This window comes from Stenotrophomonas sp. ATs4, from assembly GCF_051861585.1.
GTDB lineage: Bacteria > Pseudomonadota > Gammaproteobacteria > Xanthomonadales > Xanthomonadaceae > Stenotrophomonas > Stenotrophomonas maltophilia_AS.
In genome coordinates this window covers 21,216-35,510 of sequence record NZ_JBLYPK010000001.1, presented here as the reverse complement: position 1 = coordinate 35,510, position 14,295 = coordinate 21,216, and the positions used below count along the sequence as shown (strand labels likewise).

The following is a 14,295-nucleotide window of genomic DNA, read 5'->3' as shown; positions in this document are numbered from 1 at the left end:
AAAGCGGTTCGCACCCGCCGAATCCGTCCTGTAGATCCACGCCATGCGTGGATGCGGCCACCGACACCGCGTCATGGTGCGAACCAAGGTTCGCACCCACCAAGAGGCGGGCCGCACCCACCAGAAAGCGGTTCGCACCCGCTGAATCCGTCCTGTAGATCCACGCCATGCGTGGATGCGGCGACCTCAATACACATCGCGCCGGTAACGACCGGCCAACAGCAACGCTTCCTTGCCCGCGCCACCCAGCACCTGCTCGATCACCGCATCCACCGCCGGGGCCATGCCCTGCAGGCTGCCGCAGACCAGGATCGTGGCGCCTTCATCCACCCACTGCCGCAGCGTTGCCGCTTCGGCCAGCAACCGGTCCTGCACGTAGCGATGCGCGCCAACGTCGCGGCTGAACACGGCATCCAGCCGCGTCAGCGAGCCGTCGTCCAGCATCGCCTGCAGTTCTTCACCGAAGTGGAAGTCGTGCGCAGCGGTGCGCTCACCGAACAGCAGCCAGGTCCGTCGTGCGCCGTTGCGTGCGCGTTCGTGCAGGTGTGCGCGCAGGCCGGCGATGCCGGTGCCGTTGCCGATCAGCAGCAGCGGCACCTCTGCGGGCACGCCGTGGAAATTGTCGTTGCGGCGCAGGCGCAGCTGCACTGGCTCACCCAGTGCGGCGTCATCGCACAGCCAGCCGCTGCCGATGCCGGGCGTGCCATCGGCGCGTAGCTGGCGGCGCAGCAGCAGTTCCACCGCACCGTCTGCCATCACCGAGGCGATGGAGTACTCGCGATGCGGCAGCGGTTGCAGGGTCGCCTGCAACGCGGGCAGATCACCCGGGGGAACCAGCGAGGGCAGGTGCGAGCGCGCGACGCGTGCCAGCAACGTCTGCCCGTCATCCAGCACGATGTCCGCGTCGAAGCGTTGTGCGTCCAGCCAGGCACGCACGATGTGCGATGCGTGCTGTGGGCCGATCTCGGCGATGTCACCGGCCTGCCACTGCGCATTTGCATCGGCCGGGGGCTGCAGGCGCAACCAGTACACGGGGCCGCCGGGGCTGCCCGGGTTCAGATGCTCGCGTTGCAGCAGCATCCACGGCTGATAGTCGGCCGGACTCCAGTCGGGCAGTTCGCTGGCGTTACCGCCGAGTTGTCCCAGCAACTGCTGCCAATGACGCAGCGCCGCCGGATCGGCGTTGTCGACCTCGATCGCATCGAACAGCGGATGCGCGCCGTGCTGGCGCAGCCATTGGTCGAGCTGGTGGCCGAATCCGCAGAAGTGGCCATAGCTGCGGTCGCCCAGTGCGAGCACGCCGTAGTGCAGATGCTGCAGCGAGGGCGGCGTGGCCATCACCCCGCGCAGGAAGGGCAGGGCGTGGTCGGGGGGATCACCTTCGCCGGTGGTGCTGGCAATGAACAGCGCACGCTGGCTGTCGGCCAGCAACGCGGCGTCGACGTCATGCAGTCCGCGCACACGCACTGGCACGCCGGCACCGCGCAGGGCCTCGGCGCTGCGTTCGGCCAGCTCACGCGCGAAGCCGGTCTGGCTGGACCAGACCAGCAGGATCGGTGCGGTGTCTCCAGATGCGGCATCGTCGCGCGGGCGCCCACGCCACCACAGTGCAGCACAGGCAAACGCATACAGCACCGTGGCGAACACCGCGATCTGCGATTGCCGTGCCGGTGGCGCGCCCTGCCACCACGCTTCGCCGAGGTGCAGTCGCAGCAACGTCCAACCGATCAGCGCCAACAGAAGCAGGGCCAGAGCGTTGCCAAGCCACGCGCGCGACGGACGAGTGCTCATGCGCTCTGCTCGTCGAGCAGGCGCTGGAAGGCGCTGCTGAGGAATTCGTGGGGACCGTCCGCTGCGCGTTGCAGGTAGCGTGCAGCCAGCCCTTCGCGTTCGGCCAGCGCCATGCCCTGTTCGCGACCGAGCACGGTCAACGCAGTGGCCCAGGCATCAGCATGCATCGCGTCATCGGCAACCACCGTCACTGCCGCCGCAACCTGCCGCACCGGGGTGCCGGTACGTGGGTCGAGACTATGGCTGTAGGCCTCGCCATCGGCCTGGTACTGGTGCCAGCGATCGCCGGAGGTGGCCACCGCCTTGCCATCCAGTGCGAGCACCCGTGGTGGCGTATCGGTCTGCGCGTCTTCTTCCGGTGCCGATTCCACCAGCACGCGCCACGGCTGGCCGTCCGGTTTTCGGCCGTAGCCGGCCAGTTCGCCACCCACTTCGATCAGCGCTGCAGCAATGCCTTGTCCGCGCAACCAGGCGGCGACGTGATCGACGCCGAAGCCCTTGGCGATTGCAGAGAGATCCAGTTCCAGCCCACCCGGTTGCAGCAGCGCATCGTCCTGCCACTGCAGGCGCTGCCAACCGCAGCGATCACGCGTGACCTGCAGGGTAGCGGTATCGGGCTGGCGGCGTTCACCGGCATGTGCACCGAAGCCCCACAGGGCAACCAGCGGACCTAGGGTGGGATCGAAGGCGCCATCACTGGCGGCGGCGATGGCCTGTGCGCAGGCCAGGACGTGGCGGGTTTCGAACGGCAGCGCGCACCATTGCCCAGCGCCGGCGCGGTTGTAGTGGCTCAGGTCCGAACCGGGCTCCCAGGTACTCATCTGCGCGACCACCTCGTCCAGCCGCGCCTGGATGCCAGCGTGCAGCGGGTGCAGGTCGCGCTGGCGCGGCGCGACCAGCGACACACTCCAGGTGGTGCCCATGGTGGTGCCGCCGAGGCGGGCGATGTCGAGCAGGGAATCGGTCATGGTGATGCGTTGCGGGTGCGATGCCGGGGCTGCCCGGCATCGCAGTCCACGTCATTACTGCGGCAGCACTTCCAGCGTGGCGACGTAGCTCAGGCGGCGCTTGGCGGCCTGCTTCACCGACGTCTTGTTGTCTTCGGTACCGGTTTCCAGCCAGTACATGCCGGCTTCCGGCCAGGTCACCTTGATCTCGCCCTTGGCATCGCTGGTGACCTTCAGTTCGTCCTGCGCGTTGCGGTAGCGGGTACCGCCACGCACGATCTCGAATTCCAGGCCGGCGGCGGGCTTGCCGTCGACCAGCACGCGGAAGGTGGCTGCCTCGCCGGCGAACAGATCGTTCGGGTGACCCACGGCAACCAGCTCGATGCCACGGTTGGTCGGCTTCAGCGCGGTGTCGTTCGGCGCACCGTTGGTGACGAAGGTCTCCACGCGGCCGACCGACTGGCTCACTTCCAGCTTCTTCGCGTCCTTGGGCAGTTCGCCGAAGGTGGCGACGCTGCCGCGCCAGCGCTTGCGCTCGCCGTTCTGTTCGTAGGTGGCGAACAGGCCGTCATTGACCGACGCGATGCGGTAGGTGCCGGGCTGCTTGAGCTCGATGTCGAACACGCTGCGGTACTTGCCGGTGGACGCGTTCTGCGGCTGCACGGTGCTGCCGTCCGGCGCGGTGATCACCAGCGATTCCAGGCGCAGCGGCACGTGGTTGAAGTAGAACAGGTCGTTGGAGACCGCACCGTCGACGGTGATCCACGGCGCATTGCCGGCGATCACGGTCTGCGAGGGCAGCAGCCAGGCCTTGTGGGCCAGGGCGGAGAAGGGAAGGGCAGCGGCCAGAGCGGCGGCGAGGACGAGCGTGCGCTTCATGCGGAAGACTCCAGTTGGAAGGGGTCGGATCCCTTTCCAACGGAAAGGGCTCTGACCCCGGGGACAGGGCGATGGGGTCAGAGCCCTTCCTGCGGAAGGGATCCGACCCCGGTCAGGCGATCAGGGTTTGACGGCGAGGGTGACCTGGCCCAGTTCGGTGGCGCCCTGCGCCTTGCCGTTCTGTGCGGCGGTGGCCGGCCAGGTGAAGGGGATCTTCAGCAGTTCACGGCCGCCCACTTCGCGCACCGCTTCCACCACCAGGGTGTAGTTGCCAGGGGCGAGCTGCTTCAGTGCCGGCTGCTTGTCGTTGAACGACAGTGCGTGCTTGCCGGCGGGGCGGGTCGGGCCGGTCACGCCGTCCACCGGCACCTGCAGGGTGCGGCCGCTCTTGCGCCACCACTGGCGCAGGTCGGGCAGCCACTTGGTGCCGTGGCCTTCGCTGTTGCTGGTCTGCTGGTACCAGACCGACAGGTTTGCTGCGACCTTCTGGTCGGCGCCTTCCAGCCACACCGCCACGTACGGGCGGTGGTACTCGGCCACGTTGAGCTTGGGCACTTCGACGTTGATGTCGAGGGTGGTGGCATAGGCCGGCGAGGTGGCCAGCAGGCCGCTGAGGGCGATGGTCAGGGTGACGCGCATGGGGCGGCTCCGAAGGAACAGTGGAAAGTCACGGGGAAGTCAGTGGATCAGCAGCAGGGCGATCAGCAGCGGGATCATCAGGCCGAGGCCGACCAGCGGCCAGGTCATGCGCCGCTGCCGTGCATGCAGGTGCAGCAGGAACAGGCCGGTGATGCAGAACACCAGGCAGGCCACGGCGAACAGGTCCAGGAACCAGCCCCACGCCGGGCCCGCGTTGCGGCCCTTGTGCAGGTCGTTGAGGTAGGACACTGCACCACGGGAGGTCGATTCGTACTCCACCGCGCCGGTCTCGCGATCGATGCTCAACCAGGCGTCGCCACCCGGTCGTGGCAGCGACAGGTAGATCTCTTCGGGCGACCATTCGGCCGGGCGCCCGCCGATGGCGATGCCCAGCTGCGTGTCCAGCCATTGCCGGGCCGGGCGCGGAATCGGCGCGTTGCCGTCTTCGCGCGTGCCCAGCTGGCCCAGCAGCGCGGCCGGCAGTTCCAGATGCTGGTTCTGCACCTGCGGCTTGGCTTCGATCTTCGCGGCGTGGTTCAAGGTCAGGCCGGTCACCGCGAACAGCAGCATGCCGATCAGGCACACCGCCGAGCTGATCCAGTGCCACTGGTGCAGCGTCCGCAGCCAGAAGCCACGGTTCTGTTGCTGCTGCACGGTGGAGGAGGCAGGACGGCTCACGGCACGGTTCGAGGCGGATGGGGACTGCCCATTACATCATTGATGAGAATAGCTCGCAATTGCGTGTCGTTCTGTATCCCAGGAGGGGTATTACCGGTTGCCGGCCAGCGGCCGGCACCGTCGCTGATCAGTAGATCCACGCCATGCGTGGATGAAGCGGTGCCGACCGTGGTCGGCACCCACCGGGGCAGGGCAATGCCGGCCAGCGGCCGGCACTACCGGTGCGCGGCGATCAGAACTTCGCGTTCAACGAAATCCAGTAGCTGCGGCGCTGGTCCTTGGTCGCGTAGTCGTCAACGCAGCTGAACTCGCTGGGATTGAGCAGCAGGCACGACTGCGAAACGAAGTCCTTGTCGAACAGGTTGTTGACCCGTGCGTTGACCGTCAGCCACGGCGTGGCCTTCCAGCTGCCGCCGAGATGGAAGATCGTGTAGTCCTCGTAATAGCGCACGTGGCGGGTGCCGGCACTGTCGATGAGGGTGTCGCGATAGCGGTCGTAGCGGCCCTCGCCAATCAGCGACACGCTGACCGCGTCATTGATCTGCCAGTTGAGGCTGGCGTTGGCCATGTGCTTTGCCGGCGTGGTGCCTGCGATCGGACGTCCCTTGTCGGGACCGCTGGTCTGCTCGCTCTTGGTCCAGGTGTAGTTGCCGCGCAGCTGCAGGTTGTCGAGCAGGTCGACATGACCGGCCAGCTCGGCACCGCGGGTCTCGGCCTTGTCGATGTTCACGCTCTGGGTGAAGGTGCTGTAGCCCAGCGTGGCCCAGCCCGGACCGATGTCCACGCAGTAACCGCTGCCGGCTGGCGCCACTTCGCAGTTCGGGAACGTGCCGCCGCTGGCGATCTTGTCTTCGAACTTGTTGAAGAAGCCAGTGACATTGAAGCCCCAGCGCTGGCCTTCGTAGTAGGCGGCCAGCTCGTAGTTGGTGCTGGTTTCAGGCTTGAGGTTCGGCGAGCCCACCAAGGGCAGCACGCCCTGGCCACCGAAGCCGGTGATGCCCGGGAACAGCTGGTCCGGACGCGGGGTCTTGTAGCCGGTGCTGACGCCACCCTTGAAGGTCCACGCGTCGCTGGCGTTCCACACCAGGTAGCCGCGCGGGCTGACATGGCTGCCGAACACGTTGTGGTCGTCGTAGCGCAGGCCGAAGGTAGCGGTGAGGGTATCGGTCAGCGCCCAGTTGTCCTCGGCGAACAGGGCCCACATGCGGTGCTTCTGCTTGGTGTTGCTGCGGTAACCGGCGCCATCCATGCCGAACACGCCGTCGATCATGTCGGTGTTGTTGTACTGGCCACCAACGGTCAGCTTGTGCGCGCCGAAGTCCAGATCGAGCATCGTGTCGAGCACGTAGCCTTCCAGCTCCATGGTGCGCAGCGGACGCGGCAGGAACGCCTGCAGGCGTGCCATCTCGCTCGGGTTGAGCGCGGTCAGTGCATTGCCGCGGCCGGCCGCACAGTTGTTGGCGGCACCGGTGCGGCGGCAGACGTCGTTCCACAGCGTCTGCAGGTTGGCGCGTTCGTCCAGGGTCAGCGGCAGCGAGCGGCCCAGGTTGCTGCTCTTGCTGTGGGTCAGCGAGGTCTGCCAGGTGCCGAAGCTGTAGCGGCCCTGATGGGTCAGCGACAGCTGATCGCGCTCGTAGCGCTGGTAGGCGGTGTAGCCCACGCGCGGCTGCACCACGCGGCGGGTGACGGTGCCGCTGCCGTTCGGGTTGGGGATGACCGCATTGCCGACGCGCCACAGGCTGGCCAGGCTGTCCAGCGTGCCGGTCTGGCCTTCGCTGTTGTCGTACTTCTGCCGCGACACGTCGTAGTCCAGCCACAGTTCGTGATCGTCGTTGACGCGGAAGTCCAGGCGTACGCCGGTGTTCCAGTTGGTGTTGGCCACCGACTTGCCACCACCGCCGAAGCCGATGCTGCGCTCCCACAGGCTGCCGTCGGGCAGGGTCAGCGCATCCCACTCCGGATTGGAGGCCTTGGCATCGTAGTAGCTGCCGCGCACCGCCAGGCTGAGGCGGTCCTTCAGCAGCGGGCCGCTGAGGTACAGGTCGGTGGTGCGCGCATCACCGAACTGGTCATCCTGCTGCACGGTGAAGCCCTGGGTCACGGCGCCGTGCCAGCTGTCCTGGTTGCGTCGGGTGATGATGTTGATGACGCCACCCATCGCGTCCGAGCCGTACAGCGTGGACATCGGGCCGCGTACGACTTCGATGCGTTCGATCGCGTCCAGCGGCGGCAGGTAGGCGAACTGGCCGCCACCGAAGTTGTTCGGATACAGCTGGCCGACATTGCTCTGGCGGCGGCCGTCGATCAGCACCAGGGTGTACTCGGACGGCAGGCCGCGCATGGAGATGGTGGCGCGACCGTTCTTGTCGCTGGCTTCCAGGCCGACATCGATGCCTTCGACGTCGCGCAGCGCATCGACCAGGTTGGTGTACGGGCGCTTGCTCAGTTCTTCGCGGCTGACCACGCTGATGCTGGCCGGCGCATCGATGACCTTCTGTTCGAAACCGGAGGCGGTGACCACCACCTTGTCCAGGGTCTGCGGCGCGCCGGAAGCGTCACCGTGGGCGAAGGCCGGGAAGGACAGGGCGGCCAGTACGGCGCTGGTCAGCAGGGGGCGGGACAGGGACGAACGGACACGATGGCGCTGGGCCATGGCAGTAACCTCGAGGGGGTGCAGAGTAATGCGATGCCAGGCGCGAGCGGCGCGGCATGCACGGAAGGCCCGGTCAGGGGCGGCAGGGATGAAGCAGGCAGCGGCGCGCTGACGCGACCGCGCGGGCGGTCACGTGGTGCCGTGGATCAGGCGAGCGGCGGCGCCTGGCCGCGTTGCTGGCGGCGCCCGGGCGCATCGGCCCAAGGCGTGTCTGGAGCGGCCAGCGGCCAGTCCAGGCGCACGCCGGGCGCGGCCGGCGTGGTGGGTACGAGTTCGAGTTCAGTGCGCAGCCATTGGCTGGCCAGCAGCGGCGCGGGGGCCTTCTCGGCCGATTTCACCGGAGCGGAAGCGCAGCGGCGCAGCTTGGCCGGTGCTTCTTCCTGCAAGGGGCCTTCGCCACCGCGCTCTTCCAACGGCATCTGCACGGCCATTCCGGCCTGGCCGTGTGGCAGCAGCGGCAGGGTACCCATCAGCAACACCAGCATCGCCACCCACGCCAGCAGGCTGGCCAGCGCAGGACGCTGACCGCGCATGGCGGTGCCCATCTTGCGATGGATAAGTGGGCGAGGGCGGAGCGGGCGCAGCAAGCAGGGGTCCCCAGGGGTCTGCCGGCAGCGGCCGGCATCAACGGGGCGTGATTGTAATGAGAGCTGTTAGCTGTTGCAAATGAGAATGATTGCCAAAATGTCGCAGGCTGGCCGGATGGGGCTCAGACTTCGCTCCAGCGCCGCAGCAGGTTGTGGTACACGCCGGTCAGCTGCAGCACCGCCTCGGCGTCGCCGCCGGTCTGCCGCAGGCGCTCGATCGAACCGTCCATTTCCCACAGCAGGCGGCGCTGTGCATCGTCGCGGATCATGCTCTGCACCCAGAAGAACGAGGCCACGCGTGCGCCGGCGGTGACGGGGCGCACCTGATGCAGGCTGCTGGACGGGTACACGATCAGGTCGCCGGCGGGCAGCTTCACTTCATGCTCGCCGTAGGTATCGCTGATGATCAGTTCGCCGCCTTCGTACTCGTCCGGCGCCGACAGGAACAGGGTGCAGGAGATGTCCGAGCGCAGCTGTTCGCCATTGGCCAGGTTCATCACCGCGCCATCGACATGGAAGCCATAGGTGCCCCCACCGCTGTAGCGGTTGAAACGCGGCGGCAGGTATTTCAGTGGCAGCGCGGCGCTGAAGAACAGCGGATGCCGGGCCAGCGCGACGAGGATGATCTCGCCCAGTTCGCGGCGCAGCGGCGAAGCCTCGGGCAGCTGCTGGTTGTGCTTGGCCTGCGCGCCCAGATGGCCGACGGTTTCGCGGCCATCGGTCCAGTCGGCGGCATCGAGGCGGCGGCGAAAGTCGGCCACCTGGTCGGTGTTGAGGACATCGGGGATGTGCAGCAGCATGCGGGACTCCTCAGAGGGACGGCGGTGCGACCAGGGCGCGCACCTGTGGATGCGGCGACGCGGCCAGTTCCGGCACGATGTGCGCCATGAACGCCGGGCTGCCGTGGGCCAGTGCGAGCCGCAGCCAGTGCACGGCCTGCTCGATCTGACCGGCCTGCAGCAGGATGGAGGCGTAGTTGGCCTGGCCGCGGAAATCGCCGGTCTCGGCCGCGCGCCGGTACCAGCCCAGGGCGGCCTGCGGATCGCGCTCGATCTCCAGGCCGTCTTCGAGGTGGCGGGCCAGCAGGTTCATCGATTTGGCATGGCCCAGGTGTGCGGCACGGGTGTACAGGGCCAGTGCCTGTGCGCGGTCCTGGGTCACGCCGCGGCCGGTGGCCAGCAGGTTGGCCAGGTTGTACAGGCCCCAGTCCAGGCCGGTGTCGGCCGCGCGCCGGTACCACACCGTGGCGAGTGTCGGGTCGGGCGCGGTGCCCTGGCCCAGTTCGTGGCAGCGGCCAAGCATGTTCATCGCCATCGGCGCGCCGTTGTTGGCGGCGGTTTCGTACCAGAGCAGTGCAGCCGAGGCGTCCTGTGCGGTGCCTTTGCCTTCCATGTGCATCTGCGCAAGCAGTAGTTGTGCCTCGACCTGTCCGGCCTGCGCGGCGTCGCGCACGCGTGCGAAGGCAGCCTGCGGATCGTGCTGCAGCAGCTCGGCCAGAGCGTCGCTGTCGATGGGGGTAAGGGTTGCCATGGGGTGAGTATCGCCGGAAACAAAAACGGCGGCAGGAGAGCCTGCCGCCGTGGTGGAGCGGAGTTACATCAGAACTTCACGTTCAGTGCCAGGGTGGCCGAGCGACCCGGGGCGATGCTCGCGTAGTGCGAGGCATAGGCCTTGGTGAAGTAGGTCTTGTCGGTCAGGTTCTGCACGTTGAGCTGCAGGCTGATGTTGTCCTGGATCGCGTAGCTGGCCATCGCATCGAAGCGGGTGTAGCTGGCAATCCACTTGGTGTTGGCCACATCACCGTACTGCTTGTCCGAGTAGAACGCACCGGCGCCGATGGTCAGGCCGATCGGGAAGCGGTAGGTGGTCCACAGGTTGGCGCTGTGCTTGGCGGTGTTCGGGAACACGTTGCCGTTGTTCGGGGAGACCACGTAGGTCGGGCAGGGCTGGCCACGCGGTACGCTGACGCCGCAGACGAAGCCGTTGTCCTGCAGTTCCGAATCCAGGTAGGTGTAGCCGCCGTACAGGCTCCAGGCATCGGTCAACTGGCCATTGAAGCCCAGTTCGAAGCCGTTGATCTCCTTCTTGCCGGCGTTCTGGCTGGTGCCGTTGTCGATGGTCACACGTGCATTGTTCATCACGGTGTGGAAGATCGCCGCGGTCAGGTTCAGGCGGTTGTCCAGCAGGTCCCACTTGGTGCCGAGTTCGAGGTTCCTGGTGTCCTGCGGCTTGAGGTCGGCGACGCCGGCATTCAGTCCGTCCGAACCGTCGCCGCCGTCCATGCCCGGCGGGGTCGAGGAGGTGCCCCAGGACAGGTAGATGCTGCCGTTGGCGGCCGGCTTGAACACCACGCCCGCCTGGTAGTTCAGGAAGTCGTTGTCGTTGCGCACACGGGGAGTGGCGCTGCCCGGAGTGAGCAGGGTGGTGGAGTAGTCGTCATAGCGCAGGCCGACGTTGAAGCTCCACTGCGCATTGAGTTCGATGGTGTCGAACAGGTAGGCCGACTTGGTCTTGGTGCGCTGTTCAACGTCCTGCGCCTTGTTGCTGCGATAGACGATCTGACCGGCCGCCCACGGATCGTTCGGGTTCGGATTGTTGAAGTCGGTGCAGTTGTAGTTGGTGGCGGCGCCGGACACCCGGCACACCGAGCTGTTGGCGGTGGTTTCCAGCGGGTTGGCGGTGCCCGGCGTCATCAGGTAGCTGCCGCGGGTCATCTTCTCGTCGCTGTATTCCACGCCGGCGCTGTAGCTGTGCTTGAGCGCGCCGGTCTGGAACGCACCGGTCAGGCCGAGCTGGTCGGCGAAGCTCTTGACGTCGACCGCACGGGTGTTGGTGCGGCGCCACAAGGTGCCGTACAGGTTGGGGTTGCCCTTGCTGTCGTCCGGCTGGGTCCACAGGTAGTCGTTGCTGGTGTTGCCCAGGCGCGCGATGTTGCGCAGCTTGTGGCCGCCGAAGTCGTAGCTGGCGTCCAGGGTGCTGATGTCGGCGCGGGTACGCTGGAAATCACGGTCGACCAGGCCGTAGTAGTTGTTGCGGTCCGGCACCATCGGGCGGCCATCGCCGTTCTTGGCCACGTTCGGGCCGCTGGTGAACGGGTTGTTGTACGGGAAACCGCCAGCGTCCGGCAGGTCATCGCTCTGCATGTGGTAGTGGCTGGCGATCAGCTGCGCCGGGCCGTTCAGGCCGAACGCGATCGACGGCGCGATGCCCCAGCGGCTGACATTGGCGGCGTCGCGGCCGGCGATGTCCGACTCGTGCTTCATCAGGTTCAGGCGGGCGGCGATGCCATCGCCCAGCACGTAGTTGGCGTCCACGGTGCCGCGCGCGTAGCTGTCGGTACCGATGCCCATGCTGGCGCTGGTCTCGTTCTTCAGCTTCGGCGTCTTGCTCACCAGGTTCAGGCTGCCACCACCGGAATCACGGCCGCCGTAGGCCGAGCTCGGGCCCTTGACCACTTCCACCTGCTCCAGGTCGAAGATTTCGCGGGTCTGCGAGCCGACGTCGCGCAGGCCGTCGACGAAGACGTTGCTCTGCGAATCGAAGCCACGGATGAAGGGGCGGTCACCGGTCGGGTTGCCACCTTCGCCGGCACCGAAGGTGATACCGGGGACCATGCGCAGCGCATCCTGCAGGTTGGTCGCACCGGTTTCGGCGATCAGCTTCTCCGACACGATCGACACCGACTTCGGGGTGTCCAGCAGCTCGGCGGTGAACTTCGGCGAGGACGGATTGAACCAGCTGCCGCGCACCTGCACCTTGTCCAGGTCGGTGGCCTTGCGGGAGCTGGCATCGGCGCTGTCGGCGGCCTGTGCGACCAGCGGTGCGAAGCCGGCGGCCAGGGTGGCGGTAGCGAGCAGGGAAACGCGCGGGGCGTGCTTGCGGGACGTGATGTGGGTCATGGTCTGGGTGGCGGTGGCTTGGATCAGGAAAGGGCGAGGGCCGAAGCGCAGGCAGCGCGACGACACGTAGAAGGCTGTTTCTGTAGAGCCGTGCCGATGCTCGGCTACGCGGTGAACGACTTCAGGCGCACGGCAACGGCCGCAGGCGCCTCAGCTGGCGTGCGGTGCGGGAGGTGCGTGGCCGGGATTCAGGCGCAGCGAAGGGTCATGCAGCTGCCAGCGCAGGGCGTCGGAGCGCCACAACGGGATATGCGCGACCAGGGTGGCACGCGGGGGGGCAATGCCGGCACAGGGCGCGTTGCCCTCGCCATCCAGCGGCGGCTCCGGTGCCGGTGCGGCATGGTGCGGGCACTCGTCCGCCGGCGGGGCCGGCATCGGCATGACCTGCTGCAGATCGTCAGCGTGTGCCTGCCAGCCGTGGGCAGCAGAGCCGTTGCCGCGTCCTTCGTGCAGTGCCGACCAGCCCAGCAACAGCGTCAGCAGCGCGGCCACGAGCAGCGGCCACCCTTGACGGGCGAGCTGGCGCAGCGTGGCGGTGGGCGCGGGCGAAGCCATGGCGCGGAGGCGGAGTCGTTACGAAGATGTTACGTAGAATAACATCAACGATAATGATTCGCATGTGCGGGGCGTGGCGGGCCGCCAGGGTGGCCCCGGAGCGGCCTGAGAAGGCCCTCATGGCCTTCTGGTAGATCCACCCCGTGGGTGGATGCTCTCTGGCGGGGCGCCCCGTGGGCGATCCCTCCGGGCGTGGCGCCGCCTCAATCCCGGTCGTCGCGGGTCCAGACGGCGTCGTGTTCGCGCTTCACCGGAAACTTCGGTACAGGGCTGTAGGCCGGGGCGCACAGGGCACGGCCGTCACGCACGTCGAAGCGCGCACCGTGCAGCACGCACTCCACGCTGCCTTCGGCGGTGTTGAACTCGCCCGAAGACAGCTCGAACTCCTCATGCGTGCACTGGTCTTCCAGGGCGTACAGCTCGCCGTCGAGGTTGAACACCACGATCGGCGTGCCGGTCACCTCGTCGAACACACTCTTCATTTCACCCGGCAACAGCTCGGCGCCGGCACAGACAAAGGTCCAGGCCTCGCTCACGCGGCGGCTCCGGCCAGCGGCTTTTCCAGGATCTCGAAGCGCAGGTCATCACGCTTGGGAATGCCGAAGCGTTCGTCGCCGTACGGGAACGGCTTCTTGATGCCGGTGCGCTGGTAGCCGCGGCGTTCATAGAAGGCGATCAGCTCGTCGCGCACGTCGATCACCGTCATCTGCATCACCGGCACGCTCCATTCGCGCGCGGCATGCGCTTCGGCAGCCTCCATCATCTGCTTGCCGACACCGCCGCCCTGTTGGGCCGGGTCGACCGAGAACATGCCGAAGTAGCCCTTGCCATCGATATCGGCAACGTGGGCGCAGGCCACCAGCTGGTTCCCGCGCTCGGCCAGCAGGATGGTGGAACGCGGGCGGTCCAGGTCGGCCTGGATGCCTTCGGCATCGATGCGGGCGCCGTCCAGCAGGTCGGCTTCAGTGGTCCAGCCAACGCGGCTGGCGTCACCTCGGTAAGCCGAGGTGACCAGGGCGATCAGGGCGGGGATGTCGGCCGGCGTGGCGGCCCGGTAGGTCAGGGTGGTCATGGGCACATTCTAGGTGGGGTGGGGGCGGGCGCAAATGGGGCGCCCCGGCAGCTCCGGCAACGGTATGCTCGCGCTTCATCAATTGTCATACAGGGCCGTGGCGTGGACGTGTCGAGGGGAATCGCGCTGGCGTTGACCGCGGGGATGATGATGGCCCTGGTACGTCTGCCGGCGCATGTGGACGGCGGCGGCATTGCGCCCAACGGCCTGGGGTGCCCGGGTTTCAGTCCGTCCCGTGCGTTGCCGGTCACGCTGGAGGCGCTGCGGTCCGATCCCATGCGCTATCACGGGAGATTGGTACGCGTGCGGGGTGCCTACGTTGATGGTTTTGAAATGTCCGCACTGCATCCCGGGCCGCCGGTACATGACCCATGGGCGGCTGAGGGCGTGTGGGTGAATGGAATTCCCATCCTGGTGCTGCCGCCGGAGCAGGCGGTTGAACTCACCGGAATCGTAGCGGCGGGCCGGCCCGTTTTCCCTTTCGGCAAGGGGCATCTTGGGCAATGGTCTGCGGAGCTCTGCGTGTCTTCGATCCTGCCATTGGCGCCGCAATAAAAAACGCCGCGGTTTCCCGCGGCGTTCTCGATGCTTCCGG

The 14,295-nt window shown here is 67.2% G+C and carries 14 protein-coding genes; 1 reads left to right on the top strand and 13 read right to left on the bottom strand.

All coding sequences use genetic code 11. The annotated features are described in order from the left end of the window. Nucleotides 1–186: 186 nt before the first annotated feature. From ABR323_RS00170 to ABR323_RS00110, 13 genes are all read right to left on the bottom strand, one after another. On the bottom strand, nt 187–1,791 hold the full coding sequence (locus tag ABR323_RS00170; protein WP_439447794.1) for a sulfite reductase subunit alpha: 1,605 nt from the start codon (nt 1,789–1,791) through the stop codon (nt 187–189). Further along, a complete protein-coding gene (locus tag ABR323_RS00165; protein WP_439447793.1) occupies nt 1,788–2,759 on the bottom strand; it encodes an FAD:protein FMN transferase in 972 nt (323 codons plus the stop codon). The genes ABR323_RS00170 and ABR323_RS00165 overlap by 4 nt, the downstream gene beginning before the upstream one ends. Nucleotides 2,760–2,813: 54 nt before the next feature. Continuing rightward, nucleotides 2,814–3,617, bottom strand: a complete 804-nt coding sequence (locus ABR323_RS00160; protein WP_197644143.1) for a DUF4198 domain-containing protein — start codon at nt 3,615–3,617, stop codon at nt 2,814–2,816. Between the two features lie 120 nt (nt 3,618–3,737). Next, nucleotides 3,738–4,256 carry a DUF2271 domain-containing protein gene (locus ABR323_RS00155; RefSeq protein WP_004147429.1) on the bottom strand — a complete coding sequence of 173 codons (519 nt, stop codon included), beginning with the start codon at nt 4,254–4,256 and terminating at the stop codon, nt 3,738–3,740. Nucleotides 4,257–4,295: 39 nt separating this feature from the next. Then, nucleotides 4,296–4,934, bottom strand: coding sequence for a PepSY-associated TM helix domain-containing protein (locus ABR323_RS00150; RefSeq protein ID WP_295553257.1), 639 nt, complete (start codon nt 4,932–4,934; stop codon nt 4,296–4,298). Nucleotides 4,935–5,166: 232 nt separating this feature from the next. Beyond that, nucleotides 5,167–7,587: a TonB-dependent receptor domain-containing protein gene (locus tag ABR323_RS00145; RefSeq protein WP_439447792.1), complete on the bottom strand. Its 2,421-nt coding sequence runs from the start codon at nt 7,585–7,587 to the stop codon at nt 5,167–5,169. 146 nt (nt 7,588–7,733) lie between these two features. Further along, complete coding sequence (locus ABR323_RS00140) at nt 7,734–8,132, bottom strand: hypothetical protein (RefSeq protein ID WP_439447791.1); 399 nt, start codon at nt 8,130–8,132, stop codon at nt 7,734–7,736. A 164-nt stretch (nt 8,133–8,296) separates the two neighbouring features. Further along, nucleotides 8,297–8,974: a Fe2+-dependent dioxygenase gene (locus ABR323_RS00135; protein ID WP_439447790.1), complete on the bottom strand. Its 678-nt coding sequence runs from the start codon at nt 8,972–8,974 to the stop codon at nt 8,297–8,299. Between the two features lie 10 nt (nt 8,975–8,984). Next, nucleotides 8,985–9,704 carry a tetratricopeptide repeat protein gene (locus tag ABR323_RS00130; protein WP_439447789.1) on the bottom strand — a complete coding sequence of 240 codons (720 nt, stop codon included), beginning with the start codon at nt 9,702–9,704 and terminating at the stop codon, nt 8,985–8,987. Between the two features lie 68 nt (nt 9,705–9,772). Continuing rightward, nucleotides 9,773–12,073: a TonB-dependent receptor gene (locus ABR323_RS00125; protein ID WP_439447788.1), complete on the bottom strand. Its 2,301-nt coding sequence runs from the start codon at nt 12,071–12,073 to the stop codon at nt 9,773–9,775. Between the two features lie 150 nt (nt 12,074–12,223). After that, a complete protein-coding gene (locus tag ABR323_RS00120) occupies nt 12,224–12,628 on the bottom strand; it encodes a hypothetical protein (RefSeq protein ID WP_439447787.1) in 405 nt (134 codons plus the stop codon). 203 nt (nt 12,629–12,831) lie between these two features. Beyond that, nucleotides 12,832–13,164 (bottom strand): non-heme iron oxygenase ferredoxin subunit, encoded by a 333-nt coding sequence (locus ABR323_RS00115; RefSeq protein ID WP_135272630.1) that lies wholly within the window; start codon nt 13,162–13,164, stop codon nt 12,832–12,834. Next, nucleotides 13,161–13,700, bottom strand: a complete 540-nt coding sequence (locus ABR323_RS00110) for a GNAT family N-acetyltransferase (protein WP_439447786.1) — start codon at nt 13,698–13,700, stop codon at nt 13,161–13,163. The genes ABR323_RS00115 and ABR323_RS00110 overlap by 4 nt, the downstream gene beginning before the upstream one ends. A gap of 102 nt (nt 13,701–13,802) precedes the next feature. Here ABR323_RS00110 and ABR323_RS00105 point away from each other — a divergent pair, with 102 nt between their 5' ends. Beyond that, the gene (locus ABR323_RS00105; RefSeq protein WP_439447785.1) at nt 13,803–14,255 is read left to right on the top strand and encodes a hypothetical protein; all 453 of its coding nucleotides are present in this window, start codon (nt 13,803–13,805) and stop codon (nt 14,253–14,255) included. Nucleotides 14,256–14,295: the final 40 nt, after the last annotated feature.